The organism is Microvirga rosea, from assembly GCF_020595095.1.
Classification (GTDB): domain Bacteria; phylum Pseudomonadota; class Alphaproteobacteria; order Rhizobiales; family Beijerinckiaceae; genus Microvirga; species Microvirga rosea.
The window spans coordinates 71,271-97,311 of the sequence record NZ_JAJDOP010000005.1 but is presented as its reverse complement, the minus strand read 5'-3'; the positions used below and the strand labels follow the sequence as shown (position 1 = coordinate 97,311).

Genomic DNA, 26,041 nt, shown 5'->3' with positions numbered 1-26,041 from the left:
GACTTGTCATTCTGCGGCGACGCCATAACGTTGAAAGGGATCCGGGCCGGGAAACTTCGGCCCAGGATCCCTTTCTCCTTGTTTCGACCAGCGAGGGATGACGTCCGAGCTTTCTGATGAATTCAGCCATTCAGCTTATTGCGATCGACAAACGCTTCGGCGCGGTTCACGCCAACAAGGACGTCAATCTCGACATCGAGCGTGGGACGATCCATGGGATCGTCGGAGAGAACGGCGCGGGCAAATCGACGCTCATGTCGATCCTGTACGGCTTCTATGAAGCCGATTCCGGCGAAGTCCGCGTCGGCGGACATCCCGTATCCATCCGCTCGCCGGCCGACGCCATCCGTGTCGGCATCGGAATGGTCCACCAGCATTTCATGCTGGTGGAGACGCTCTCCGTGGTCGAGAACGTCATGCTGGGTGCCGAGGGCGGAGCCTTGCTCCGCAAGGGCGAGGCGAAGGTCAGGGCCGAGCTTGCGCGGCTGTCGCGCGACTACGGATTGCAGATCGACTTGGATGCCGTTGTCGGCGATCTGTCGGTTGGCCTGCAGCAGCGCGTCGAAATTCTGAAGGCGCTTTATCGCGGCGCCGATATTCTCATTCTCGATGAACCGACGGCCGTGCTCACCCCCGCGGAGGCGGATGCTCTCTTCGAGCTTCTGAGGGCTCTGAAGGCACAAGGCAAAACCGTCATCCTCATCACGCACAAGCTGCGCGAGATCATGGCAGCGACCGATCGTGTCTCGGTGATGCGCCGCGGCGAGATGGTGGCGACACTCGCGACCGAAACCACGTCGCCGCCCGAGCTGGCGGAGCTCATGGTCGGGCGGCGCGTCCTGCTGCGCGTCGAAAAAGCGGAGCGTAAGCCGGGCGCTCCCCTTCTCCAGGTCCATGACCTGTCGGTGGTGGACGCGCGCGGAGTTCTTCGCGTCGCCAACGCGTCATTCACGATTCATGCGGGCGAGATCGTGGGGATCGCGGGCGTTTCGGGCAATGGGCAGAGCGAACTCCTGGAGGCTCTTGCGGGGATGCGGCGGCCGGTGCTCGGAAGCATGCGGCTCGATGGGCAGGAGATCGCCTTCAGCGAGCACAATCCGCATCGCATGCGCCAATTGGGGCTCCTTCATGTGCCGGAGGATCGCTTGCGCATGGGCCTGGTGCCGGCTTTCCCGGCGTTCGAAAGCGCTATTCTCGGCTTCAGCGATGAGGTCGCCCTTGGACGAGGCCCTATCCTCGATCACGACCGCATGATCGCGGACCTGACGGATAAGATGAAGCAATACGATGTGCGCCCTCCGGCGCCGCGGCTGAAGACATCGAAATTCTCGGGAGGCAATCAGCAGAAGATCGTGCTGGCGCGCGAGATCGAGCGCAAGCCCAAGGTTCTCCTCGTCGGCCAACCGACGCGGGGTGTCGACATCGGGGCGATCGAGTTCATCCATCGGCGGTTGATCGCCCTGCGCGACGAAGGTGTCGGCATTCTCCTGGTTTCGGTGGAGCTTGATGAAATCATGAATTTGTCGGACCGAATTCTGACCATGTGCGGCGGCCATATCACGGGCGAGCGCAGGGCATCGGAAACCAACGAGCGGGATCTCGGCCTTCTCATGGCCGGCGTGACGGACGAGGCCGCGTGATGCAACCCCGTTTGTCCCTTGTCACTCTTGGCGTGTCGGATGTCGCGAAGTCGCGGGCCTTTTACGAGGCCTGGGGCTGGAAGGCGTCCTCGGCCAGCCAGCCTCAGGTAACGTTCTTCCAGGCCAACGGCCTTGCGCTTGCTCTCTTCGGTCGTGCCGATCTTGCAAAGGACGCGGGGGTGAACGATCAGCCGACAGGTTTTGCAGCCATCACACTTGCCTACAACGCTCGCTCGAAAGCTGAGGCGGATGCGGTGTATGACTGCGCGATCGCCGCAGGAGCAAAGCCGGTCAAGCCGCTGCAGGATGTGTTCTGGGGCGGCTATTCCGGATACTTTGCCGATCCAGACGGCCATCTTTGGGAAGTTGCCTGGAATCCATTTTTCCCTCTCGATGAGCAGGGTCATCTTTTCCTGCCGGATAGCCTGACGTGAGCGCGCCGATCGACTTGCCCAAGTGGGCTGATACCATCCTGGTGCCCGCCGTATCGGTGGTGGCCGCCTTTCTCGTTGCCGGGCTTGTGGTCCTGGGCATCGGCGAGAATCCCCTGACGGCCACACGCCTGTTGTTGCAGGGGAGCCTCGGGACCGGCGAGGGACTTGGCTTTACGCTGTTTTACATGACCGACTTCATCTTTGTCGGTCTTGCCGTGGCGGTCGCCTATCATGCCGGGCTGTTCAATATCGGCGGAGAAGGGCAGGCGACGCTGGCGGGCTTGGGCATCGCTCTCGTGCTCAACAACCTCACGTTCCTGCCAGGCTTTCTTCTGATCCCGCTCGGCATCCTCGGCGCGGCAGCCTTCGGCGCGGCGTGGGCCGCGGTTCCGGGCTACCTGCAGGCCAAGCGCGGCAGCCATATCGTGATCACGACGATCATGTTCAACTGGCTCGCGAGCGTGCTGATCGTCTATCTCCTAGTGAATGTCCTGCGTGCGCCGCAGAACATGAATCCGGAAACGCCGGCATTCCCGCCGCAATCCCATATCCCGTTCATGCATGAAGCCTTTGCGGCTTTCGGGATCGAGATACCATCATCCCAACTCAACCTCACACTGCTTCTGGCGCTTGCGGCAGCCTATGGCGTGTGGCTTCTCATCTACCGCTCCAGGCTCGGCTATGCGATCCGCGTGGTCGGTTCCAATCCGACGGCCGCCGTCTATGCGGGCATTTCTCCCGCGCGCATTATCGTGATCGCCATGGTTCTGTCAGGTGCGCTGGCGGGCGGCCTCGCGGTCAACGAGCTGATGGGCTACCAGCATCGTCTGTTGCTCGAGTTCACCTCCGGCTACGGCTTCGTCGGCATCGCGGTCGCGCTGATGGGGCGCGCGCACCCGGTGGGCATTATTCTCGCATCGCTGCTGTTCGGAATTCTCTACCAGGGCGGCGCCGAGCTCGCCTTCGAGCAGCCGGCCATCACCCGCGACATGGTGGTCGTCATCGGAGGCATCATCATTCTGTTCGCCGGTGCGCTGGATGGCCTGTTCCGGCGCCTTGTCGCCCGGGTGATGCTGCGTCCAACGCTCGCAAAGGCTTGACCATGAATCCCGGTGATCTCGTCACACTTTTCGATTCCAGCCTGCGCCTCTCGATCCCGCTTCTCGCGGCGTGCCTCGCCGGGCTGTGGTCCGAGAAGTCGGGCGTGGTCGATATCGGCCTCGAAGGCAAAATGCTCGTGGCCGCCTTCGCGGCGGCAGCGGCCGCCTATGCGTTCAACTCCGCCTGGATCGGTCTTCTGGCCGGCATCGCGGCATCCGTGATCTTCGCCCTCATCCATGGTTTTGCGGCCATCAGCCAGCGGGGAAACCAGATCGTCTCGGGAGTCGCCATCAACATGCTGGCGGCCGGCCTGACGGCTATCGTCGGAAATGCATGGTACGGGCAGGGCGGGCGCACACCACCCCTCGAAGGCGATCAGCGGTTTGCGGATGTGCTCTTCGGCCATTCGGTCCTGGTCTATCTGGCACTGCTCGCCGTGCCGGTGACGTGGTTCGTTCTCGGCCGAACCCGTTTCGGACTTCGGTTGCGGGCCGTGGGCGAAAATCCCGCCGCGGTGGATACGGCTGGTATTTCGGTTGCAGGGCTGCGTTACACGGCCGTCGTGATCGCAGGTGCCTTGTGCGGGATTGCGGGTGCCTATTTGTCCGTCGGGCAATCCGCAGGGTTCCTGCCCAACATGACAGCCGGTAAAGGCTTCATTGCGCTCGCGGCTCTGATCTTCGCCAAATGGCGCGCGTGGCCGGCCCTTGGAGCATGCTTCCTGTTCGGGCTTCTGGAGGCGATTTCCATTCGCCTGCAAGGTATTGCGCTTCCGGGACTTGGTGAGGTGCCCGTGCAAGCCATCCAGGCACTACCCTATCTCATGACGGTGATCCTGCTCGCCGGGGTGATCGGAACGGCCATCCCGCCTCGGGCCTCGGGCGTGCCTTATGTGAAGGAGCGGTGAAATGGCCTCCCTCGATGAACTCTTCTCCGCCGCAAGAGCCATCCAGCAGAAGGCATATGCGCCATATTCCCGCTTCAAGGTAGGGGCGGCGATCATGACGCCCTCCGGGCAGATCTTCGCAGGCTGCAACGTAGAGAATGCGGCCTATCCGATCGGCACCTGTGCGGAGGCTGGAGCCATTGCGGCCATGGTGGCGGCCGGTGAAAGCCGCATCGCCGCCATTGTGGTCATGGGAGAGGGAGAAAGTCTCGTGACGCCCTGCGGAGGATGTCGCCAGCGCATTCGCGAATTTGCTTCCCCCGAGACCCCAATCCATGTTGCGGGTCCCGAAGGAATTCGCAAAAGCTTCACGCTCGATGTGCTTTTGCCCTTTTCCTTCGGCCCCGAGAATCTCACTGCGCGATAGAATGATGACACACCTGGATATTCAAGAAGCCGTTGCATGCGTGCGAGCAGGAGGAGTCGAAGGACCGTTCGATGCAGCCATCGTGCTCGGTACAGGGTTGGGTTCGCTCGTCGATGAACTGACGGATGTGGTGAGCCTGCCCTATGCGGATATTCCGCTTTTCCCGAGAAGCGGCGTTTCCGGTCACGCGGGGCGTCTTGTTGCGGGAACGCTCGAAGGGAAGCGCGTTTTGCTTTTCCAGGGTCGGGCGCACTATTATGAGACAGGGGATGCCGGAGCCATGCGGGCTCCGATCGCACTGGTGAAGGAACTCGGTGTTCCAGTTTTGGTGCTGACGAATGCTGCCGGATCCGTTCGTGCTCATATCCGTCCAGGAAATCTTGTGGCCATTGGTGATCATCTCAACCTGTCGGGCTCCAACCCGCTCCTGCGCGATCATACGGAGCAGCGCTTCGTCTCGCTGACCGGCGCTTATGACGCACCATTGCGTCAAACACTTCAGAAAGCAGCCGGCAAGGCCGGCATCGAGCTGCCTGAAGGCGTCTACGCATGGCTCTCGGGGCCGAGCTTCGAGACTCCCGCCGAGATTCGCATGGTGCAGATCCTGGGTGGAGACCTCGTCGGAATGTCGACGGTGCCGGAAGTCATCCTCGCGCGCTATTACGGTCTCAAGGTTGCAGCCGTCTCCGTCGTGACCAACCTTGCGGCGGGCATTGAAGGGGCTTCGCCTTCGCACCAGGAAACGAAGGATACGGCGGCCGAGGCTTCCGAGAAATTCAAGCGTCTCATTCGCGGCTTTGTTGCGGAGCTTACCGATGTCTGATGTCACTCTTGCTCAACGCGCCCTGCGCAGTCTCGATCTGACGGACCTGACCGACAATTGCACGGATCAGGCCATCGATACCCTCTGCGCCAGGGCGACCGACCCCCGCGGGCCGGTTGCCGCCGTTTGCGTCTGGCCGCAATTCGTCGTGCGCGCACGTGAGGCGCTGAGGGGATCTCCGGTCCGGATCGCAACGGTGGTGAATTTTCCCAGCGGGGGCGAAGACGTAGAACGCGTGACGGACGATGTGCGCGAGGCTTTGAGCGACGGCGCCAACGAAATCGACTTGGTTCTTCCCTATGAGGCTTTGCGCCGCGGCGATATCGCCGTTGCCACCGAAATGGTCGAGGCTGTGCGCGACGTGGTCGATCAGGGGCGATTGCTCAAGGTCATTCTCGAAACGGGTGTGCTGTCCGATCCGGCTTTGATCGAGGCGGCAAGCCGTCTGGCCATCGATGCCGGTGCCGATTTCATCAAGACGTCGACGGGAAAAACGCCCCTGTCCGCGACACCGGAGGCGGCCGAGATCATGCTCGGCGCCATCAAGGCATCCGGACGTTCCGTCGGCCTGAAGCCGTCGGGCGGTATTCGCAGTGTCGCCGACGCCAAGATCTATCTCGACCTTGCGGATCGGATCATGGGGCCGGACTGGGCCACGCCGAAGACGTTTCGTATCGGTGCGAGCAGTGTTTTCGACGCTCTGATTGCAGCCATCGAAGGACGCGCCGGCAGCGCCGCCGTCGGAGCCTATTGATATGTCTCTTCTGCCTCAGGAAATCATTCGTCGTAAACGTGACGGCGGCGCTCTCGATTCCGAGCATATCCACGATTTCATCGAAGGAATGACCTCTGGAAGGGTAACGGAAGGCCAAGCGGCGTCGTTTGCCATGGCGATCTTCTTTCGCGGCCTTTCCGTCAAGGAGCGCGTGGCGCTCACACGCGCGATGATGCAGTCCGGCGAAGTTCTCGCATGGGACCTGCCGGGGCCCGTGCTCGACAAGCATTCGACGGGCGGTGTCGGTGACACGATCAGTCTTGCGCTCGCGCCTGCCGTGGCCGCGTGCGGCGGCTATGTTCCGATGATTTCCGGCCGTGGCCTCGGGCATACGGGCGGTACGCTCGACAAGCTCGATTCCATTCCGGGCTATGTGTCCCAACCCGATATCGAGACCTTCCGGCGTGTCACCCGGGAGATCGGCTGCGCGATCATCGGTCAGACGGCGGATCTCGCGCCGGCCGACAAGCGGCTCTATTCCATCCGTGACGTGACGGCGACGGTGGAATCCGTCGATCTTATTACGGCCTCCATCCTGTCGAAGAAACTCGCGGCGGGGCTTCAGGGGCTCGTCATGGACGTGAAATGCGGTTCAGGAGCCTTCATGGACAATCCTGCCGATGCACGGGCATTGGCGGAAAGCCTCGTGCTCGTTGCAAATGGTGCGGGCTTGCCGACAAGCGCGCTTCTCACGGACATGAATGAATCGCTTGCATCCGCGGCCGGGAACGCCGTCGAGATTGCGTACATCGCGGACTACCTGACCGGCAGGCGCCGGGAACCGCGCTTCCATGACATCAATGTCGCACTCTGCGCCGAGATGCTCGTTCTCGGAAAGATCGTCGACAATCTGGCGGAGGCGCGTGCACGTGTCGAGCAGGCCATCTCTTCCGGCAAGGCCGCGGAGATCTTCGCACGGATGGTGGTTGCGCTGGGCGGGCCGGCCGATCTGCTGGAGCGTCCTGACAAGTATCTGTCCAAAGCCCCTGTCATTCGCGCGATCCACGCGGAAAAGGCCGGGATCGTGCAGCGCGTTGCGACGCGCGATGTCGGCATCGCGGTGGTTGCCCTCGGGGGCGGGCGCACCCGTCCGCAGGATCCCGTTGATCACGCAGTAGGGCTGACGAACTTGGCGGGCATCGGAGATGCCGTCGATCACGATCATCCGCTCGCCATTGTCCATGCGCAAACGGAAGAAGCGGCCCAGGCGGCCGAGCGGGCTGTGCATGCTGCCTATACGATTGGGGATAGCGCACCACATCCCGGACACCTGATTCTCGAGCGCATTGGAGTGCCGACGTGACCTTGCTCGTTGCCCTGACATGGGATCCAAAACCATGGGTCGACCGGTTCGAGCTTCATCTGCCGGAATATCCTGTTGCCGTGCTCGGAAACGAGTTCGACCGGAGCGCCGTGCGCTACGTGGCAACCTGGGGGCCGAAGCCAGGGAGCCTCTCCGATCTGCCGGCGCTCGAAGCGATCTTCTCGCTGGGAGCCGGCGTGGATCACCTGATGGGATATCCCAACCTTCCCGACGTGCCGATCGTGCGGGTTTCGCAGGATGACCTCACGCATCGCATGAGCGAGTACGTCGTGATGCACTGCCTGCTGCATCTGCGTGATCAGCGCCGTTACGATGCGGCCCAGCGTGCCAAGCAATGGGATGCGGATCGCACTCCTCCGATTGCCGGCGATGTGCGTGTGGGCGTCATGGGTTTCGGTGTTCTGGGACAGGACGCGGCCCGTAAGCTGCAACTCATGGGCTTTGATGTCGCCGGCTGGAGCCGTACGCCGAAAACAGTTCAGGGCTTCGAGATCTTTTCCGGGCCTGAGGGCCTCGAAAAGTTTCTCGCCCGCACGGATATCCTGGTCAGCCTCATGCCTCTGACGCCTGAGACCAGAGGGATCCTGAACGCTTCTCTCTTCGCGAAGCTCGCGCGGGACGGGCAGCTCGGCGGACCGATCCTGATCAACGTGGGCCGCGGCGGATTGCAGGTGGAAAGCGACATTCTCGCCGCTCTGGATCGCGGCATTCTGAAAGCTGCAACTCTCGACGTGTTTCAGGTCGAGCCGCTGCCGACGGATTCCCCGCTCTGGACACATCCTCGCGTCACCGTGACGCCTCACAACTCAGCCGTCAGCGATCCGGACAAGACGGCGCGTTACATTGCGCAGCAGATACGTCGGCATGAGGCCGGTGAGCCTTTCCAGAACATCGTGGAGCGCTCTCGCGGCTATTGAAGACAGGCCGAGCGGTCGGACGCCCGCGGCACCGACCTCGGCATCGCTGCGGTGATCGGCGCTCCTATCGCGACAGGCGCTTGATGGCGCTGATCGGTCCATAGCTCGTGCGGCGGATCCGTTCTTCCGCGACGGAGAGGGGCTCCACGGTCACGGTCATGGTGTGCCCGGTCGCATGAAGCAGATGCGTTTCATCCGTCATCAGACCAACATGGCCTTTCCAGAATATCAGATCGCCGCGTCGCAGGCCTGACAGATCGGGCAGGATGGCGACCGGGGTTCCGAGCTGCTCCTGCATGTCGCTGTCCCGCGGCGCCTTGATGCCGGCAGCGGTCAACGCCGTCTGTGCAAGGCCGGAGCAATCGAGCCCGAGACTCGTCTTGCCGCCCCACAGATAGGGCGTGTGAAGAAGCCGCTCCGCGACAGCGACGTAGTCGGCATCCCATTCACCGAGGGTGCGGAGATGGGCACCGAAGACGAAGCCGCCTGTGGCCAGCCGGGCGTAATCCCCTTCAAAACCCGACACGGCGACCTTGGCGTTGAGGGTGAGCCATGTCTCGTGAGGCTGCTTCAGGTTGGGACCAGGATAAACGAAGGTACGGACGGCGCTCACCCGGTGGGTAGGCTCCGCTCCCTGCGGTCCCAGGTCGGCGCTGCGGACATAACCCACGTAACCGTCGTCGTGCAGCTGGACCCAGGCCCACCCTTCATGCTCGTCATAAACCGTGACGCCTTCGCCCCAGATCGCCTGAGTGTCGACCGGCGCGTCAGGGGAGGGATTGCGATGCACGGCGGTGCAGGAGGCCAGGACGCGCCGCGCCGTTCCGGCGGAAAATCGCTCCGCGTCCACTTGGCCGCGCAGCTTCTCGTCGGCCAGGTCGGCCCGCACGGGGGTGATGCGGCGGTCGAAGGTCATAGGGGCAGTTCCTTTGCACGGGCGATGATCATGTCTCCTAGCCGCTCCACGGCCAGAGCGCCAGCAACCGTGCGCTGGATGACCACGTTGCGCCGATCGGCCTCATCCCTGCGGCGGGAAACCAGGTCGAGCTTGCCCATGGTGTCGAGGGCACGGGTAATGACAGGCTTGGTGACCTGCAGCTTTCTGGCCAGGCCTCGGACCGTGTGGGGCGGCGGTTCGAGATAGATGGTCAGGAGGATGGCGATCTGCCTGGAGGAGAGATCGCTGCCTTCGTGCACGAGGTCCAGGTGAACGTCGTGCCAGAGCTTGAGGGATTGGATCGCACGCAACTCGACCGGCATCGCTGCACCCATCGTTTCGGAGGCGGATTATTCGGCCTCGAACCGACGGGTGCAACGCCATTCTGGCGGTATGCTTTAGGAAGCGTAGCGCTTCTTCAGCAGCGCATACATCAGGCGGGCCGCCTGGACCTCGGCGCCTTCGGGCCGGCCCGGACGCGTCGTGTTGTTCCAGGCGAAGATGTCGAAGTGCACCCAGGCCTTCGCGGCAGCCACGAAGCGGCTCAGGAAAAGCGCTGCCGTCACGGATCCGGCCATCGGCCCGCCCGTGTTGTTCATGTCCGCATATTTTGAATCGAGCTGGCTGTGGTAGGGCTGCCAGAGAGGCATGCGCCAGACCGGATCGTTCACGGCCTCTCCCTGCTGCGCAATGTCGACCGCAAGGGCATCGTCATGCGTATAGAAGGGAGGCAGATCCGGTCCGAGCGCTACGCGGGCGGCACCCGTGAGAGTGGCGAAATCCACCACCAGATCAGGGTTCTCCTCATCGGCCAACGCCAGAGCGTCCGCCAGAATGAGCCGGCCTTCCGCATCCGTGTTGCCGATCTCGACCGTCAGCCCCTTACGGCTGTGAAGGATGTCGCCGGGTCGGAATGCATTGGCGGAGATCGCGTTCTCGACGGCGGGAATCAGCACCCGCAGGCGCACCGGGAGCTTGGCTCCCATGATCATGTCGGCGAGGGCGAGCGCGGCGGCCGAGCCGCCCATGTCCTTGCGCATCATCAGCATGGAGGAAGCGGGCTTGATGTCGAGGCCGCCGGTGTCGAAGGCCACACCCTTGCCGACAAGGGTAATGCGCGGAGCGTCAGCCTTGCCCCAGGTGAAATCGATCAGGCGCGGCGGCGTCGCCGAGGCGCGCCCGACCGCGTGAATCATGGGAAAGTTCTGCGTCAGCAGATCGTCGCCGACGATGCTCGTGAAAGCAGCGCCATGCTTCTCCGCGATCTTGCGCGCGGCTTCCTCGATTCCATCCGGTCCCAGGTCGCTCGTCGGGGTGTTGATGAGGTCGCGACTCGTGGCGACCGCCTCCGCAATGCGCGAAACCTCGTCTCCGTCGACGCCGCGAGGAAGAGCAAGGCGAACCGCTTTATGCGAGCGCTTGCGGTAGCGGTCGAATGAATAAGCTCCCAGGAGCCAGGCCAGAGTGGCAAGCGCCGGATCGGCGGCGTCCGTCTCGAACCGATAGGTTCCCTCAGGCAGGATCGACACGAGCTTGCCGGGCAGGAAGGGATCGCCGCGCTTGGCGTCCGTCCCATCGAGGCCAAACGCAACCCCGAGGATCTTGCCGTCCGGGTCCGGGAGGAAGCAGTGGGTTCCAGCCTTCGCCTCGAACCCTTGCGATGCCGCGAAGGCTTGCGCCTGAGCCGGAAGCTGCGCGGCGACAGCAGGCCAGCTTTTGTCGTTCACCAACCAGATCGGGAGGGACGGGGTGTCGGATGCGACGAGCAGAGGATGAGGCATGAAGGGAAATCTCTGAAGGAGAAGCTTTAAGACGAGGAAAGGATTATCGGGCACCCATGAGCGGGGTGCCAGTCCCGGTGGAGCAGACCACGTCGTCGCCGATGCATGCCTGATCGGCGGCATGAGACGGAGGGACGCTGTCCCGCGGTCACGGTGGCGCGCTTGCCGTCACAGGGACCGGACATGTCTGACGATCCGGAAAAGGCCCGCGATCAAAGCGTTTCTCGACGTCTTCGCTTCCGCGGCAACGCCATGGCGGGCCAAGGCCCGGATATACAGTTCGGCGCGCTGCGCGTCGGCCAGAATGGTCACTTTGGAAGGGCGTGGTGACTGCGCGAGGGCGCTGTTGACTTCATCGCCCGTCAGCAGACCCGAAAGGTAAGGGCCGAGAAGGTTCGTCTCCATGCGTCCGGAGACGACGGCGGCGCGAGCCTCGAAGAGCAGGTGCAGGAGCCCCGCAGGTTGTCCTTTGTCCGGATTGTTCCGCTCCGCCGCATCAAGACCCAGATCGAACCCGCGCGGATCCTCCGGTTCCGTGGCCGGCCGACCGATCATCGAATGCTCGCGTAGGAGGGCGTACATTTCCCCCGTCATCGAGGTGGCGAAGCGCTCGATGCGGCCGCCCTTCATGACGATCCACTTGGGATGGGTGCCGGCCGCGCAGACGATCCCATCGTCAACGCCGGATCCGAGGGCCAGCGTTTCCTCCCCCCGCATGACATCCGCCGCCCCCGGCGCGGGCTCGCAGAACAGGCCGGGCACGATGTGTCCCTGGCGGCCGTCGCTCAGATCGACCGGGATCATGGCCTTGGCGATCTCGGCCGGGCCCGCCGGACAGGACGCATAGGGCGCCACAACCCAGCCTTCGCGGCTCCCGACCATTCCCACGAGCAGAACCGGTGCGTCGGGCTCAGCCCTGAGCCAATGTCCGCACCGGTCGAGAAAGACGTTCCGGTGCTGGCCCGCCTCGAGGACCGACACGCCTTCATCGGACGACACGGTGTCGAGAACGGTCTCATTCTCGACCAGATAGGCGCGGAAGCGGGTCGTTCCCCAGTCGGCGACGATGAAGCGCAAAGCCTGAATCCGTTCGTGAAAGTTGCCCGGCGAATGATCCTCAGCGCGTGCCGTACATGCGGTCGCCCGCATCCCCGAGGCCGGGAATGATGTAGCCGTGATCGTTCAGGTGATCGTCGATGGATGCCGTCCAGATATGCACATCGGGATGCGCACCGCGCAGCTTCTCGATCCCTTCGGGCGCAGCGAGCAGACAGACGAAGCGCAGATCCTTCGCGCCTCTTTCCTTGAGGCGATCGATGGCCGCGACCGCCGAATTGGCGGTTGCCAGCATCGGGTCGAGCACCAGCACCAGACGGTCGGCGAGGTCAGACGGGGCCTTGAAATAATATTCCACCGCCTGGAGCGACTCCGGATCGCGATAAAGGCCGATATGCGCTACGCGGGCGGCGGGAACGAGGGTCAGCATACCGTCCAAAAAGCCCACGCCCGCCCGCAGGATGGGGGCCAGAACAAGCTTCTTGCCGGCGATCTGAACGCCTTCCATCGTGGTGAGCGGAGTCTCGATCTCGATCCGCTCCACCGGCAGGTCGCGGGTAATCTCGTAGCAGAGAAGCATTCCGATTTCATTGAGGAGTTGGCGAAACCCCTTTGTGGAACGTTCCTTCTCGCGCATGAGCGTCAGCTTGTGCTGGACAAGCGGGTGATCGACTACGGTAACGCCCTGCATGCTGTGTACGCCCTTTATCGTTTTATGCTCGTTCATCTAAAACACCGTTCCGTCGCTGATGATGGTCAGAGGGGGCGAACTGTCGCCACGCCGCTCCTTAGCCAATCTGCGTCCTGTCGCCCAGGTGCCGCCTTCAAGCACTTTGGCGAGCGGGAAGTCCTGCGCCTCCAAACCTAGCGCCCGTCGGATGGGTTCGGCAATCCGGTCGAGCAGGGCAACCGTCAGGGCTCGCCATTCCACCACAAGGGTGGAATCAACCGGGTGCGGCCGAGCCGCTTCGCCCGGATCCTTCAACGCCAGAACACCGGAATCCAGGAAAAGGCCGCCATTGCGATATTCCGGCAGGCCTGTCAGGCCATCGATTTCGATGACCGAAAAGCCTGCCCATTCGAGTGGCTCGATGAGCGAGTAGCTCAGCCATTGAGACAGCTTATGGAACGGAATCAGCCCTTTCGTGGCATCGTGTGCCTCGACGAGGGGGTGATGCCACGTATCGCCGAGATCGATGCCTCCCAGCTTGATGCGTCCCGGCCAGATAGGGCCAAGATAAGTCAGGAGCGCGTCCAGAATGGCGGTAGCCTTAATCCGGCCGTCATCATCCGCGGTTGCTGCGATCACGTCGAAGAGCCCGCCCGGGCGCGGGTCATCGTGCTGGCCGAAAATATCGGGATTGGTCGCAACTGTTCTTCCTAGGCGGTTGAGAAGCGCCGCGCGTCCTTCGAGGCCCACCAGAGGGTTGCTGCCGGAAACCTGGAAACCTTCTCCGAGATCTTCGGCCGTAAGACCGACGAGGACGTCGGCATCGACCCGGAAGGGATCGTCGGCACGACTGGAGAAGATCCCGCTCACGAACATGTCGAAGCTTGCCACGGCGAGGCCCTCGGAACGGGCGAAGACGTCTCCCGTACGGCCTTCCTCGTAGCGCCATTGGGGCCCGGCACCGGCGTCGAGCAGGACCGACACGATGGCAAGATCGAACGCGGCGCGCGCCATCTGCTCCGCATCGCTCCATGTGGCGCTATGCATGACCGCATCCCACCGGTCATGCCCTCCCGCGGAGAAGTGCCGCCACCGGGCGTGAAACGGAATCTCGAGGGACGGATAGGCTTCGCGGATCGTCGTTACCACCGCATCGGCGCAGGCCTCCAGCCTGCCGAGATCGACGGTGAAGTGTTGAAGTTTTCCTGCAAGCCCGTGCTCGAGGATCTGGTGCGAACGCTCGCGAACGGCGGCAGCGTGCAGAAGGCTTCGGGCGGCGTCCGTTTCGGGGGACAAAGGCGGCTGATCCGTCACGCAGGACTCCAATGCTCCTTGAGGGGGGAGCCATAGCATAAGTGCGGATCCGGCGACGTCCTGTCACCGGACCAATTGCGGAGAAGGTTAAGGCCGAGGGCCCCTCGCGTTTGTGGGACACGCATCAGAAGCGTTCAAGATCACGCCCCTTGACCTGCTCGAGACTGGAGGAGTCGGGTGCACCCTCCGGTGTGTAGTAGCCGGCGGCTTTCTTGGCTTCCAGCTCCACCTGCGCGTCGGGCGGGACCAGTTCCGCCGGAATGGGCACGCGCTCCACGACCTCGATCCCCGAACCGGTGATGGCATCATACTTCATGTTGGACATGGACATCAGCCGGTCGATGCGACGGATGCCCAGCCAATGCAGAACATCGGGCATGAGCTGCTGGAAGCGCGCGTCCTGGACGCCCGCCACACACTCGGTTCTCTCGAAATAGGTTGCGGCGGAGTCGCCGCCTTCCTGGCGCTTGCGCGCATTGTAGACGAGGAACTTCGTCACCTCGCCCAAGGCCCTGCCTTCCTTGCGGTTATAGGCGATCACGCCCACACCCCCGCTCTGCGCCTCGCGCACGCATTCCTCGATCCCGTGCGCGAGATAAGGCCGACAGGTGCAGATGTCGGAGCCGAAGACGTCCGAACCGTTGCATTCGTCGTGCACGCGGCAGGCGATCCGGCGCTTCGGATCGCCAAGTCCGCTCACATCGCCGATGACGTAAACCGTGATGTTCCCGATGGGCGGGAGAAAGATGCTCATGTCCGGCCGCGTCACCAGTTCCGGGTACATGCCCCCGGTCTGCTCGAACAGGGTGCGCCGCAGCTCGCCTTCGGAGCAGCCGAAGCGGGCTGCGACGCCCGGCAGATACCACACCGGATCGACGGCGATCTTCGTGACGGAAATGTCGCCCGAAGCATGCAGGACGCCGCCATCCGCTTCGAGCCGCTTCGCCCCCATGGCCGACAGGATCTCGGGCATGTTGAGCCGCGCCTTCGTGATGGCGATCGTCGGACGAATGTCGACGCCGCCCGCGATCTCCTCGTGAAAGACCTGTCCGACCATGTGGCCCCAGGGATCGAGGGACACGATCTGGCCGGGCTCCGACCACTGCGGATGGGGACCGATTTCCGCCGTCGGATGCGTGTTGTGCAGGTCCGGGCGGGTGAGGGGGTTGAGGGCGCGGGCCGAGATGGCGAGAGCCCGGTAGAGCGAATAGGAGCCGCCATGGGCGCCGATCACGTTGCGGTCGGCCGGATTGGTGACCGAACCGATGATCGGTCCACGCTCGCGCGGGTCGGCCGCCCCCCAGTGGATCGGTCGGCGGAAGGTCGCCGCGTTCGGTTCAGGATGGGATGTCAACCGGATATGGGTCGAACGATTGGGTGAGTTCATATGACCTTCCACGCGAAAACGGGAAGGCACCCCAAGGATCTTTCGACGGATCGCTCGGAGAGCCTCCTTACGATCCCTACGAGACTGATCTAAAGTTACGGCGCCGTCAACGGCTGAGAATGCCCTGCGTCACGAATCCCCTTTGCGGCGTCTAAAGCCAGGAATCGCCGCGGCCGAGATGGCTGACGCCGAGATGGGTCAGGACCGTTGCGCCGATGTCCGCAAAGCTCTCGCGCCTCCCGAGGGGATCTTTCGGAATGGCGGGGCCGAAGCAGAGAATCGGGATGTGCTCCCGGGTGTGATCGGTGCCCTGCCAGGACGGATCGTTGCCATGGTCGGCGGTGATGATCACGAGATCGCCGGGTTGCAGGATCGCCTCGATCTCCGGAATGCGGCGATCGAACGCCTCCAGGGCGGCCGCATAGCCTGGAATGTCGCGGCGGTGGCCGTATTCGCTGTCGAAATCCACCAGATTGGCGAACACGAAGCCGCCGTCCGGCAGATACTTCATGGCGCTGAGGGCCGCGCTCAGGCATGCATCGTTCCCGTGCGGCTTGAGTTCTTCGCCCGTATTGCGATGGGCGAAGATGTCGCCGATCTTGCCGACCGTCACGACGGTCCTGCCGGCCTTGGTGAGGGTGTCCAGAATGGTGTCCGAGGGAGGCAGGGTCGCAAAGTCCTTGCGATTGCCGGTGCGCTTGAAGCCTGTCTCCGGCGTCCCGACGAAGGGACGGGCGATCACGCGGCCGATCCGATAGGGATCGCAGAGGGCGCGGACCAGGCGGCACAGGTCGTAGAGTCGCTCCAAGCCGAAGCTTTCCTCGTGGGCTGCGATCTGAAGCACGCTGTCGACCGACGTATAGCAGATCGGCTTGCCGGTTCGCACATGCTCGGCGCCGTATTCGTCGATGATCACGGTTCCCGAGGCATGCTTGTTGCCGAGGATGCCGGGAAGGTTGCCTTGTTCGATGATGGCGTCCGTGAGCGTCTTGGGGAAGGTCGGCTCCACGTTGGGGAAGTAGCCCCAGTCGAAATCCACCGGAACGCCGGCGATCTCCCAGTGTCCGGAAGGCGTGTCCTTGCCCTTCGACGTCTCGACCCCGAAGCCCCAGGCGCCCTTCGGTTCGCCCTGCGGAGCAAGGTCCGGCGGCATCCGTCCGGTCGAGGCTTCGCAGGCGAGACCAAGACCGAGCGATGCCAGATACGGGAGTTGCAGAGCGCCTTCCCGCAGGCCCGGGCGATCCCCGCGCCCCGCGGCGCAGGCCTCGGCGATGTGACCGACCGTGTCGGCGCCTTCATCGCCGTAAGCAGGCGCATCTTCCGCGCCGCCGATACCGACGGAATCGAGCACGATGACAAGGGCACGGGACATGGGAAATCCTTCAGAGCGTAGAGATCACGCGTGATACGTCATAGGGGCGGCCGACGCGACCCATCAATGCGAATGATCACCATGATCGTGAGCATGGTCATGAGCGTGATCGTGGGCCTTGGACGGTTCGTCGAGGGGGCATCCGGGATCGTGATGATGGCCGTCCCCCGACTTGATTTCGATTTGAAGCGTCGCATGGCCGATGCCGAAGCGCTTCTTCAATTCTCTTTGCGTCTCGGCGAGGAACCGGTCGCCGGGGTGACCGCCCGGCATCACGAGATGTACCGTGAGGGCTGTCTCGGTGGTGCTCATGGCCCAGACATGGAGATGATGCACGCGTGCGACGCCCGGCAGGGTTTCCAGCGTCTTCTGCACCTCAGGCACGGAAATCCCGCTCGGCACGCCCTGAAGGGAGAGGGTCACCGATTGACGAAGCAGATCCCATGTCGTCCAGACGATCACGAGGGCGATGATGAGGCTGATGAACGGGTCGATCCAAGTCGCTCCCGTCCAGAGGATGATGGCACCGGCCAGCACGACGCCGAGAGACACGGCGGCATCCGCGACCATGTGGAGAAAGGCGCCGCGAATGTTGATGTCGCCCTTGCTGCCGCTCATGAAAAGATAGGCGGTGAATCCATTGACCAGAATGCCGATGCCCGCGACCACCATGACGGTTCCGGCCGCGACCGGCGCCGGCTCGATGAGTCGCCGGATCGACTCCCACACGATGCCGCCGGTCGCGACCAGAAGCAGCAGTGCGTTCGCGAGCGCCGCCAGGATGGAGCTTGAGCGCAGGCCATAGGTGAACCGCTCCGTGCGGCTGCGCTTGGCCAGCAGGGCCGCGCCCCAGGCGATGGCGAGGCCCAGCACGTCGCTCAGGTTATGGCCGGCATCCGACAGAAGGGCCATGGAGCCCGCCAGGAATCCGTAAGCGGCTTCAATGCCCACGAAGCCGAGGTTCAGGATGATGCCGACCACGAAGGCGCGGCCGTGGCTTACTCCATGGGAGTGCCCATGACCATGGCTATGTCCGTGGTGGGAATGACCGGCGGAATGGTGATGGCTGTGCATGGTGTCACTCGCGGACCGCGTTCAGGCTGTCCGCTTCCAGATTGAAGGCGGCGGCGAAGAGAGCCCGGGTATAATCCGTTTGGGGACGGCTGAAAATCGCCTCAGCCGCTCCCTCTTCGACAACCTTGCCGTTCTGCATGACGATGACGTGGTTGGCGAGGGCCCGCACGACCTTGAGGTCGTGGCTGATGAACATGTAGGCGAGATTGCGCCGTTTCTGGAGATCGCGCAGCAGCTCGACGATCTGTGCCTGCACCGACATGTCGAGAGCCGAGGTCGGCTCGTCCAGCATGATGAAGCGCGGCTCCAGGGCCACGGCCCGCGCGATGGCGATGCGTTGACGCTGCCCCCCGGAAAACTCATGCGGATAGCGATCCATGGTGGCGGGGTCGATCCCCACATCGGCAAGCGCGCGGGCGACGACCGCCCGACGGTCATCGTAGGACAGGCCGCGGTTCTGGACGAGAAGGCCTTCTTCCACGATTTCCGCCACCGAGAGACGGGGGGACAGGGAGCCGTAGGGATCCTGGAAGACCACCTGCAGATCCTTGCGCATGGGCCGGATCTCCCGTGATCCGAGAGTGTCGATGCGGTTGCCGAGGAAGACCACCGGACCCTCCGACGAGACGAGACGCAGAATGGCAAGACCCAGCGTGGTCTTGCCGGATCCGGATTCGCCGACCACGCCCACGGTCTCGCCCTGGCGGACACGGACGGAGATTCCGTCCACGGCCTTCACGTGTCCCACGGTCTTTCGCATGAAGCCGCGCTTGATCGGAAACCACACCTTGATGGGTCCGGCTTCGACGATGGTCGGTGCGTCGGTCGCAACGGGATTGGCGCGGCCTTTGGGCTCGGCCGCGAGGAGCTTTTGCGTATAGGGGTGCTGCGGGTTCCGGAAGACCTCCGCGACCGTGCCGTGCTCGACAATCCGGCCCTTGAGCATGACGCACACGCGATCCGCCACTTTCCGCACGATGCCGAGATCGTGGGTGATGAAAAGCATGGCCATGTTGAGCCGTCCCTTGAGCTCCGCAAGCAGCTTCAGGATCTGCGCCTGCACCGTGACGTCGAGGGCGGTCGTCGGCTCGTCGGCGATCAGGAGATCCGGCTCGTTGGCAAGGCTCATGGCGATCATCACGCGCTGGCGCTGACCGCCCGAGAGCTGGTGCGGATAGGCATTGAGACGGCTCTCCGCATCGCGAAGGCCGACGAGGGAGAGAAGCTCGAGGGTCCGCGTGCGCGCGGCGCGATCCGACAGACCGCGGTGGAGCTTTAGAATCTCGCCGATCTGCCGCTCGATGGTGTGCAGCGGATTGAGCGAGGTCATCGGCTCCTGAAACACCATGGTGATGTCGTTGCCGCGAACGCGGCGCATCGCATTCTCGTCGGCGGTGAGGAGATCCTGCCCTTTGAACAGGATCCGCCCCGATGGGTGAGAGGCCGCCGGGTAGGGCAGGAGTTTCAGGACCGACAGGGCGGAGACGGATTTACCCGACCCGGATTCGCCCACCAGCGCGACCGTCTCGCCCGCCTTGATGTCGAAGGACACATGATCGACGGCCAGCATCTCGCGCCCGTCCTGACGGAACGCGACAGACAGATCCTGAACGGAGAGAAGCGGTTCTGTCATTGGAAGGTCTTTCGCGGATCGAAAGCATCGCGCACCGCCTCGCCGACGAAGATCAGCAGGCTCAGCATCAGGGCAATCACGAAAAAGCCGGTCAACCCGAGCCATGGCGCCTGCAGGTTCGCTTTTCCCTGAGCCAGCATCTCGCCGAGGGAGGGAGAGCCTGGCGGCAGGCCGAAGCCCAGGAAATCGAGCGATGTGAGCGTCGTGATGGAGCCGTTGAGGATGAACGGCAGGAAGGTCAGCGTCGCCACCATGGCGTTGGGGAGCAGATGCTTGAACATGATCGTCACGTTCGACAGCCCAAGCGCTCTTGCGGCGCGCACGTATTCGAAGTTGCGGGCCCGCAGGAACTCGGCCCGCACCACGCCGACGAGCGACACCCAGGAGAAGAGCAGAAGGATGCCGAGAAGCACGAAGAAGCTCGGTGTGATGATCGCCGAAATGATGATGAGGAGATACAAGGCCGGTATCGCGGTCCAGACCTCGATGAAGCGCTGAAAGAGCAGATCGACCCAACCGCCGAAATAGCCCTGGATCGCGCCCGCCAGAACGCCGATCACCGATGAGATCCCGGCGAGGATCAGGCCGAACAGGACGGAGATCCGGAAGCCGTAGATCAGCCGTGCCACGACATCTCGGCCTTGGTCGTCGGTGCCGAGCCAGTTCCACTCGATGTCGCGGCATCCCGTGCCGCCGGTGCGCTCGGCGATCGGACGGCACTGCTCGTCGGTCAGCATCCAAGTGGGGGGCGCGGGCGCCGGGACCGGAAGGTCCAGATTATGCGTGTTGTAGGAGAAATGAACCGGTGCCCAGAGCGCCCAGCCGTTCTCGGCGATTTCCTTGGCGATCACGGGATCGCGATAGTCGGTCTGTGCGAGGAAGCCGCCGAACTTCTCTTCCGGGTACTCGACGAAGACGGGATAAAGCAGCTCGCCCTTGTAGGAGACGAGGAGGGGTTTGTCGTTCGCGATGAACTCCGCGAACAGGCTCAGGACAAACAGGACCATGAAGATCCAGAAAGACCAATAGCCGCGTCTGTTGGCTTTGAAGTTCTGGAAGCGACGGCGGTTGAGGGGCGACAGGCGGATGAAGCCTTCCCGCGGCAGCGGCGGGGCAACCGGGGCATTCGCGGCCGGAGAGGCGACAGGAACGTTCTCGTTCATCTCACACCTCTCGCGTTTCGAAATCGATGCGCGGGTCGATCCACGTGTAGGTCAGATCGGAAATCAGATTCACCGCAAGTCCTACGAGGGAAAAGATGTAGAGATTCGCGAAGACCACTGGATAATCGCGGTTGACGATCGACTCGAAGGAGAGAAGCCCGAGACCGTCGAGGGAGAAGATCGTCTCGATGAGCAGCGCGCCGGCGAAGAACGCACCGATGAAGGCGCCTGGAAAGCCGGCGATCACGATGAGCATCGCATTGCGGAAGACATGGCCGTAGAGCACCTGCCTCTCGGACAATCCTTTCATGCGCGCCGTCAGCACGTACTGCTTGCGGATCTCGTCGAGGAACGAGTTCTTGGTCAGCAATGTCGAGGTGGCGAAGGCGCCGAGGGCCATGGCGGTGATCGGCAGGGCGATGTGCCAGAAGTAGTCGACGATCTTTCCACCGACGGACAACTGATCCCAGTTCTCAGAGGTCAGGCCGCGCAACGGAAAGATCTGCCAGAACGATCCGCCGGCGAAGAGAACGATCAGAAGGATCGCAAAGAGGAATCCCGGGATCGCATAGCCGACGATCACGACGCCGGACGTCCAGATATCGAACGCGGTACCATCCTTCACGGCCTTGCGGATCCCGAGAGGAATCGAGATCGCGTAGGACAGCACGGTCATCCAGAGGCCGAGGCTGACGGAAACCGGGAGCTTCTCCTTGATGAGCTGCAACACGGAAATGTCGCGGAAATAGCTCTTGCCGAAATCGAAACGGCTATAATCCCACAGCATCTTGAGAAAGCGCTCGGGAGCGGGTTTGTCGAAGCCGAACTGCACTTCGAGCTGCTTGATGAATTGCGGATCGAGGCCCTGCGCTCCGCGATAGCGCGAGGATGTTTCGCCGCCGCCGGTATTCTGTCCGCCGGAGAAATCGCTTCCTCCACCGGAAATCCGCGACGTGGCTCCGGAATCCTGTCCCTGAAGCTGGGCGATGACGCGCTCCACCGGACCGCCGGGAGCGAATTGCACAATGACGAAGGAAATCAACATGATGCCGAGCAGCGTCGGAATCATGAGAAGAATGCGGCGTGCGATATAGGCGAGCATCAGGCGCCCCCCTGCCGCCGGCCGATGCGGCCAAGATGGGTGTCACCGAAAGCAGACGCGTATTTCAATCCATATCCTAACGTGCGGTCGAATCCGATGTGTGCCGCCCAGATGGCGGCCAATCCCGCGAGAAGCGGCTCCCGGACGAGGAACCAGCATCCCGCAAGGAGGGCGGGCGCAATGGTAGAATGAAGCGCGTTGTAGAGGATAGCCCCCTTCTGAGGACCTGCGAGATACCCGATGAGCCCGAGATCGGGGGCCAGAAACAGGACGACGAAGAGCCACCAGGACAGTCCGGTCAGGCCGAAACCGATCGTTGCCAGAAGGAAAAGGGCCGCGCCTTCGAGGCGAAGGATCTGGCGGGGGGCGCCCCGAACCGCTGCTACGCTTCCAACGGCGGTCAAGCCTAGCCTCTCCCGATCCGCCGAGCCTTTTCGGCGTCGTACCACCATGTTCCGGGCGCGCCCGAGCCCAGCCGGGGCTTCGTCTCCGGGCGAGAGAACATGTCCCAGTAGGCGACCCATGTGGTCGGCTTGAACCACATGGGCACCCAGTAATGGTTCGCGCGCAGAACGCGGTCGAGGGCGCGACAGGCGATCACGAGCTCCTGCCGGGTATCGGCCGACCCGATGATGTCCACGAGGGCATCGACGGCCGGGTTGGCGATCCCCGCAATGTTGTAGGAGCCGGGTGCCTTGCCGGCTTCGGACCCATACACGACCCTGAGTGAATCTCCCGGCGTCGCCGAGCCCGATAGGGCGCGGGACGCCATGTCGAAGTCATAGGCTTCCATCCGGCGCTGATACTGGGCGGCATCCACGATGCGCGATTGCGCATTGATGCCCAGACGCTTCAGATTGGCCTGAAACGGCTGCGTATGGGGCTGCAAGGCCGCCTGAAAGTCCAGAAACTCGATCGTGAAGGGCTGGCCGTTCGGCAGCTTGAGCACGCCGCCGTCCCGCTTGCATCCAGCCTCGCGCAGGAGTTCGTCGGCCCGGCGCAGCAGGCGGCGATCCTGTCCCGAGCCGTCCGAACCCGGCGGTGTGTAGGGCTCGCCGAAAACGGACGACGGAAGCTTGTCACGGAAGGGTTCGAGGAGCGCGATTTCCTCGGGAGAGGGCATGCCGCTCGCCTTCATGTCCGAGTTTTCGAAATAGGAGGTGAGGCGCTCGTAAGCGCCATACATGATGTTGGTGTTCGTCCATTCGAAATCGAAGGCGAGCCCGATGGCTTCCCGAATGCGGGGATCCTTGAAGGCATCGCGGCGCGTGTTGAAGTACCATCCCTGAATCGCCGAAGGAGCGTCGTTCGGGATCTCCTCCTTTTTCACGCGGCCTTCACGGATCGCGGGAAAATCGTAACCGGTCGCCCAGGTGCGGGACGTGAATTCCTCGTTGAAGTTCAGCGTTCCGTTCTTGAACGCCTCGAAGGCCACGACGCGGTCGCGGAAATACTCGTAACGGATGCGGTCGAAGTTGTTCTGCCCGACATTGACCGGCAAGTCTTTCGCCCAGTAATCCGCCACGCGCTCGAACTCGATGAAACGGCCCTGCTCGAAATGTCCGACCTTGTACGGACCCGATCCGAGCGGCGGCTCCAGGGTGGAGGCTTCGAAATTCCTGTCCTTCCAGTAAGCCTGGGAAAAGATCGGCAGCCCGCCGATCACGAGGTGCAGGTCCCGGTTGCGCTTCGGAGCGAGCTGGACGCGCAGAACGCCGTCGCTTTCCGCCTCCGCGCTTTCCAGTTGGGTCAGGAGGAGACGAAAGGTCGGATGCCCTTTCTCCTTGAGGATATTGAAGGAGAAGGCGGCGTCCCTGGCCGTCAGCGGAGAGCCGTCGTGAAACCGCGCCTCCGGCCGGAGCAGGAAACGATAGGTGCGCTTGTCATCGGACACGCGCACGGCGCGGGCGACAAGACCATAGAGAGCGTCGGGCTCGTCGCCCGAGCCCGCCATGAGGCTGTCGAAGGTTCCGGTCATTCCGGCCGCGCCGTCCCCTTGGAGGACATAGACGTTCAGCGTGTTGAACGTGTCGAAGTTCTGGTTGCCGACGCCCTGCTTGATCTGGATCGCCAGCGTTCCGCCCTTCGGGGCATGCGGGTTCACGTAGTCGAAATGCTTGAAGTCCGGCGGATACTTGAGATCGCCGAAGCTGGACAAGCCGTGCTGTTCGACACCGTCCGATGGAGCCTCGCCCGATTGCGCGAAACCCGATCCGGATCGGGACGTGAGAAACGCAGCCGCGGCGCTGCCGAGCAGAACGGTTCTGCGCGTGGGTGTGGTCATCGCACCGCTCCCGTCTTGGCGGCCTTCGCCGCGTCGAACCACCAGATCGTCGGGAATGCGGACGCGCCGTAGCGGGGCATCGTCTCCGGGCGGCTGAACCGATCCCACCGGGCCGTGCGCTGCTTGCCATAAGTCCATTGAGGGACGACGTAGTCATGGGCAAGAAGCACCCGGTCCAGCGCCTTCGTGGCCGCAACCAGTTCCTCGCGGTCCTTGGCGAAGATCACGCGGTCGATCAGGGCGTCGACACCGGGATCGCTGATGCCCGGGAGATTGCGCGATCCTTCCCGCCGGGCCGCCTGGGAGCCCCAGAACTCGCGCTGCTCGTTTCCGGGCGATTGCGACTGCACCCAGATGCCGCCGGCGATGTCGAAGTCGAAGGAGCGGGTGCGGTTGACGTACTGAACATCGTCCACGATACGCACCGTCGTGACGATGCCGAGGCGGTCGAGAGAAGCCTTGTAGGGGAGATAGACCCGCTCGTCGTTCGGGGTGTCGCCGAGGAGCTCCACTGTCAGCGTCTCTCCCTTGGCGTTGACGCGGCGGCGATCCTTCAGCTCCCAGCCGGCTTCCCGCAGCAGACGGTCCGCTTCGCGAAGGTTGGCACGCACCGCATCGGTCGTGTCGCTCACCGGATTTTTGTAGGGCGTGGTGAAGACTTCGGCCGGAATCTTGTCCTTGATCGATTCCAGGATCGCGCGTTCCTTCTCCTCGGGCAAACCCGAAGAAGCGAGATCGAGACCCTGGAAATAGCTTCCGATCCGCTCGTATTGGCCGGAGAAAATCGTTCGGTTGATCTCCTCGAACGGAAACGCGAGGTTGAATGCGCGCCGGACGCGCTGATCCTTGAATTTGTCGCGGCGCAGATTGAGCACGAAGGCCTGCATCACGCCGGATGTCCGGTTCGGAAATTCCTCCAGAATGACCTTGCCCTGCTGGCGCGCCGGAAAATCGTAGCCCGTCGCCCAGTTGCGGGCGCTGTTCTCGACCCGGAAGTCGATCCGGTCGCCCTTGAAGGCTTCCAGCAGAACGGTGGCGTCGCGATAGTATTCGTAACGGACCTCGTCGAAGTTGTTCTGGCCGACATTCACGTTCACGCCGGCGCCCCAATAATCCTTCACCCGTTCATAGGTCGAATTGCGGCCTGCATCGAAGCTCTTGAGCCGGTAGGGCCCGGAGCCGAGCGGCGGCTCAAGGCCCGTCTGCGTGATGTCCCGCTTGCGTCCGTCAGGCGTCGTGCCTTCCCACCAATGCTTGGGAAGAATGAGAAGCTGGCCCATGATCTGCGGCAGCTCGCGGTTGCCCTTCTCGTCGAACACGAACCGGATCTCCCGCTCGCCCAGCTTTTCCGCCTTCTCGACGTTCTTGTAGTAGAACGCGTAGGTCGGGCTGTTGGCTTTCAGGACCTCGAACGAAAAGATCACGTCGTCGGCGGTGACGGGCTTGCCGTCGTTCCATTTCGCCTCGGGACGGAGCCGGAACGTCACCGACGAGTAATCCTCCGGATAGGAGAACGCCTCGGCCAGGAGCCCATAGGTGGCGCTCGGCTCATCCAGGGAAGAGGTCACCAGGGTCTCGTAGACGAGCCCCAGTCCGGCCTCCGGCGAGCCCTTCACGCCCGCCACGGCGATGTTGAAGCTGTCAAAGGTCCCCTGAACGCCGAAACGCACGAGGCCACCCTTGGGGGCGTTCGGGTTCACATAGTCGAAATGCTTGAAATCAGGAGGGTATTTCGGCTCGCCCAGCAGGGCCGCTCCGTGTCTCCAGGGAGCCTCCTGTGCCAAGACGGTCGAGAATGACAGGCAGGCGAGCAGGCTCAGCAGGATGGGACGGATCACAAGGCACTCCTGAGTGTGAGGCGTCTTTCACAAGTCGATACATTTTTGTCCACAATGGGACGAGTGCAAGGGCACCCGGCCAAAACAAAAGCCGGGCTTGGAG

24 protein-coding genes are annotated in these 26,041 nt (G+C 63.1%); 9 read left to right on the top strand and 15 right to left on the bottom strand.

All coding sequences use genetic code 11. From position 1 onward, the window contains the following. Positions 1-116: 116 nt before the first annotated feature. The 9 genes from LJD17_RS14410 to LJD17_RS14370 are packed head-to-tail and all read left to right on the top strand — an operon-like array spanning position 117 to position 8,327. The gene (locus LJD17_RS14410; protein WP_227384883.1) at positions 117-1,640 is read left to right on the top strand and encodes an ABC transporter ATP-binding protein; all 1,524 of its coding nucleotides are present in this window, start codon (positions 117-119) and stop codon (positions 1,638-1,640) included. After that, positions 1,640-2,074 carry a VOC family protein gene (locus tag LJD17_RS14405; RefSeq protein WP_227385202.1) on the top strand — a complete coding sequence of 145 codons (435 nt, stop codon included), beginning with the start codon at positions 1,640-1,642 and terminating at the stop codon, positions 2,072-2,074. Before LJD17_RS14410 ends, LJD17_RS14405 begins: the two co-directional genes overlap by 1 nt. Beyond that, the gene (locus LJD17_RS14400) at positions 2,071-3,174 is read left to right on the top strand and encodes an ABC transporter permease (protein WP_227384882.1); all 1,104 of its coding nucleotides are present in this window, start codon (positions 2,071-2,073) and stop codon (positions 3,172-3,174) included. The genes LJD17_RS14405 and LJD17_RS14400 overlap by 4 nt, the downstream gene beginning before the upstream one ends. 2 nt (positions 3,175-3,176) lie before the next feature. Next, positions 3,177-4,082 carry an ABC transporter permease gene (locus LJD17_RS14395; RefSeq protein ID WP_227384881.1) on the top strand — a complete coding sequence of 302 codons (906 nt, stop codon included), beginning with the start codon at positions 3,177-3,179 and terminating at the stop codon, positions 4,080-4,082. A 1-nt stretch (position 4,083) separates the two neighbouring features. Next, entirely contained in the window at positions 4,084-4,488 is a 405-nt protein-coding gene (cdd, locus tag LJD17_RS14390; RefSeq protein WP_227384880.1) for a cytidine deaminase, read from the top strand. Positions 4,489-4,492: 4 nt separating this feature from the next. Next, a complete protein-coding gene (locus LJD17_RS14385; RefSeq protein WP_227385201.1) occupies positions 4,493-5,311 on the top strand; it encodes a purine-nucleoside phosphorylase in 819 nt (272 codons plus the stop codon). Next, positions 5,304-6,065 carry a deoxyribose-phosphate aldolase gene (deoC, locus tag LJD17_RS14380; protein ID WP_227384879.1) on the top strand — a complete coding sequence of 254 codons (762 nt, stop codon included), beginning with the start codon at positions 5,304-5,306 and terminating at the stop codon, positions 6,063-6,065. The genes LJD17_RS14385 and deoC overlap by 8 nt, the downstream gene beginning before the upstream one ends. A gap of 1 nt (position 6,066) precedes the next feature. After that, positions 6,067-7,389, top strand: coding sequence for a thymidine phosphorylase (gene deoA, locus LJD17_RS14375; protein ID WP_227384878.1), 1,323 nt, complete (start codon positions 6,067-6,069; stop codon positions 7,387-7,389). Continuing rightward, complete coding sequence (locus tag LJD17_RS14370) at positions 7,386-8,327, top strand: 2-hydroxyacid dehydrogenase (RefSeq protein ID WP_227384877.1); 942 nt, start codon at positions 7,386-7,388, stop codon at positions 8,325-8,327. The genes deoA and LJD17_RS14370 overlap by 4 nt, the downstream gene beginning before the upstream one ends. Before the next feature lie 64 nt (positions 8,328-8,391). Here LJD17_RS14370 and LJD17_RS14365 read toward each other — a convergent pair whose 3' ends face one another. The 15 genes from LJD17_RS14365 to LJD17_RS14295 form a co-directional block, all read right to left on the bottom strand. Continuing rightward, complete coding sequence (locus tag LJD17_RS14365) at positions 8,392-9,243, bottom strand: C40 family peptidase (protein ID WP_227384876.1); 852 nt, start codon at positions 9,241-9,243, stop codon at positions 8,392-8,394. Further along, the gene (locus tag LJD17_RS14360) at positions 9,240-9,587 is read right to left on the bottom strand and encodes a MarR family transcriptional regulator (RefSeq protein ID WP_227384875.1); all 348 of its coding nucleotides are present in this window, start codon (positions 9,585-9,587) and stop codon (positions 9,240-9,242) included. The genes LJD17_RS14365 and LJD17_RS14360 overlap by 4 nt, the downstream gene beginning before the upstream one ends. 75 nt (positions 9,588-9,662) lie before the next feature. Continuing rightward, positions 9,663-11,045 carry a leucyl aminopeptidase family protein gene (locus LJD17_RS14355; protein ID WP_227384874.1) on the bottom strand — a complete coding sequence of 461 codons (1,383 nt, stop codon included), beginning with the start codon at positions 11,043-11,045 and terminating at the stop codon, positions 9,663-9,665. Between the two features lie 168 nt (positions 11,046-11,213). After that, positions 11,214-12,122, bottom strand: a complete 909-nt coding sequence (locus tag LJD17_RS14350; RefSeq protein WP_227384873.1) for a 2-dehydro-3-deoxygalactonokinase — start codon at positions 12,120-12,122, stop codon at positions 11,214-11,216. Positions 12,123-12,162: 40 nt separating this feature from the next. Continuing rightward, positions 12,163-12,792: a uracil phosphoribosyltransferase gene (gene upp, locus LJD17_RS14345; RefSeq protein WP_227385200.1), complete on the bottom strand. Its 630-nt coding sequence runs from the start codon at positions 12,790-12,792 to the stop codon at positions 12,163-12,165. A 36-nt stretch (positions 12,793-12,828) separates the two neighbouring features. Further along, on the bottom strand, positions 12,829-14,085 hold the full coding sequence (locus LJD17_RS14340) for a URC4/urg3 family protein (protein WP_227384872.1): 1,257 nt from the start codon (positions 14,083-14,085) through the stop codon (positions 12,829-12,831). A gap of 124 nt (positions 14,086-14,209) precedes the next feature. Further along, positions 14,210-15,472, bottom strand: a complete 1,263-nt coding sequence (locus tag LJD17_RS14335) for a GTP cyclohydrolase II (protein WP_227384871.1) — start codon at positions 15,470-15,472, stop codon at positions 14,210-14,212. Between the two features lie 151 nt (positions 15,473-15,623). Further along, the gene (locus LJD17_RS14330) at positions 15,624-16,844 is read right to left on the bottom strand and encodes a phosphopentomutase (RefSeq protein ID WP_227384870.1); all 1,221 of its coding nucleotides are present in this window, start codon (positions 16,842-16,844) and stop codon (positions 15,624-15,626) included. Positions 16,845-16,907: 63 nt separating this feature from the next. Beyond that, positions 16,908-17,918 carry a cation diffusion facilitator family transporter gene (locus LJD17_RS14325; RefSeq protein ID WP_227384869.1) on the bottom strand — a complete coding sequence of 337 codons (1,011 nt, stop codon included), beginning with the start codon at positions 17,916-17,918 and terminating at the stop codon, positions 16,908-16,910. Positions 17,919-17,922: 4 nt separating this feature from the next. Beyond that, positions 17,923-19,551, bottom strand: coding sequence for an ABC transporter ATP-binding protein (locus LJD17_RS14320; RefSeq protein ID WP_227384868.1), 1,629 nt, complete (start codon positions 19,549-19,551; stop codon positions 17,923-17,925). After that, positions 19,548-20,714 carry an ABC transporter permease gene (locus LJD17_RS14315; RefSeq protein ID WP_227384867.1) on the bottom strand — a complete coding sequence of 389 codons (1,167 nt, stop codon included), beginning with the start codon at positions 20,712-20,714 and terminating at the stop codon, positions 19,548-19,550. Before LJD17_RS14315 ends, LJD17_RS14320 begins: the two co-directional genes overlap by 4 nt. 1 nt (position 20,715) lies before the next feature. Beyond that, positions 20,716-21,816, bottom strand: coding sequence for a microcin C ABC transporter permease YejB (locus LJD17_RS14310; RefSeq protein WP_227384866.1), 1,101 nt, complete (start codon positions 21,814-21,816; stop codon positions 20,716-20,718). Continuing rightward, positions 21,816-22,220 carry a DUF4260 domain-containing protein gene (locus LJD17_RS14305; RefSeq protein WP_227384865.1) on the bottom strand — a complete coding sequence of 135 codons (405 nt, stop codon included), beginning with the start codon at positions 22,218-22,220 and terminating at the stop codon, positions 21,816-21,818. Before LJD17_RS14305 ends, LJD17_RS14310 begins: the two co-directional genes overlap by 1 nt. Before the next feature lie 2 nt (positions 22,221-22,222). Further along, positions 22,223-24,100 (bottom strand): extracellular solute-binding protein, encoded by a 1,878-nt coding sequence (locus tag LJD17_RS14300; protein ID WP_227384864.1) that lies wholly within the window; start codon positions 24,098-24,100, stop codon positions 22,223-22,225. Then, complete coding sequence (locus LJD17_RS14295) at positions 24,097-25,938, bottom strand: extracellular solute-binding protein (protein WP_406600812.1); 1,842 nt, start codon at positions 25,936-25,938, stop codon at positions 24,097-24,099. Before LJD17_RS14295 ends, LJD17_RS14300 begins: the two co-directional genes overlap by 4 nt. Positions 25,939-26,041 lie beyond the last annotated feature (103 nt).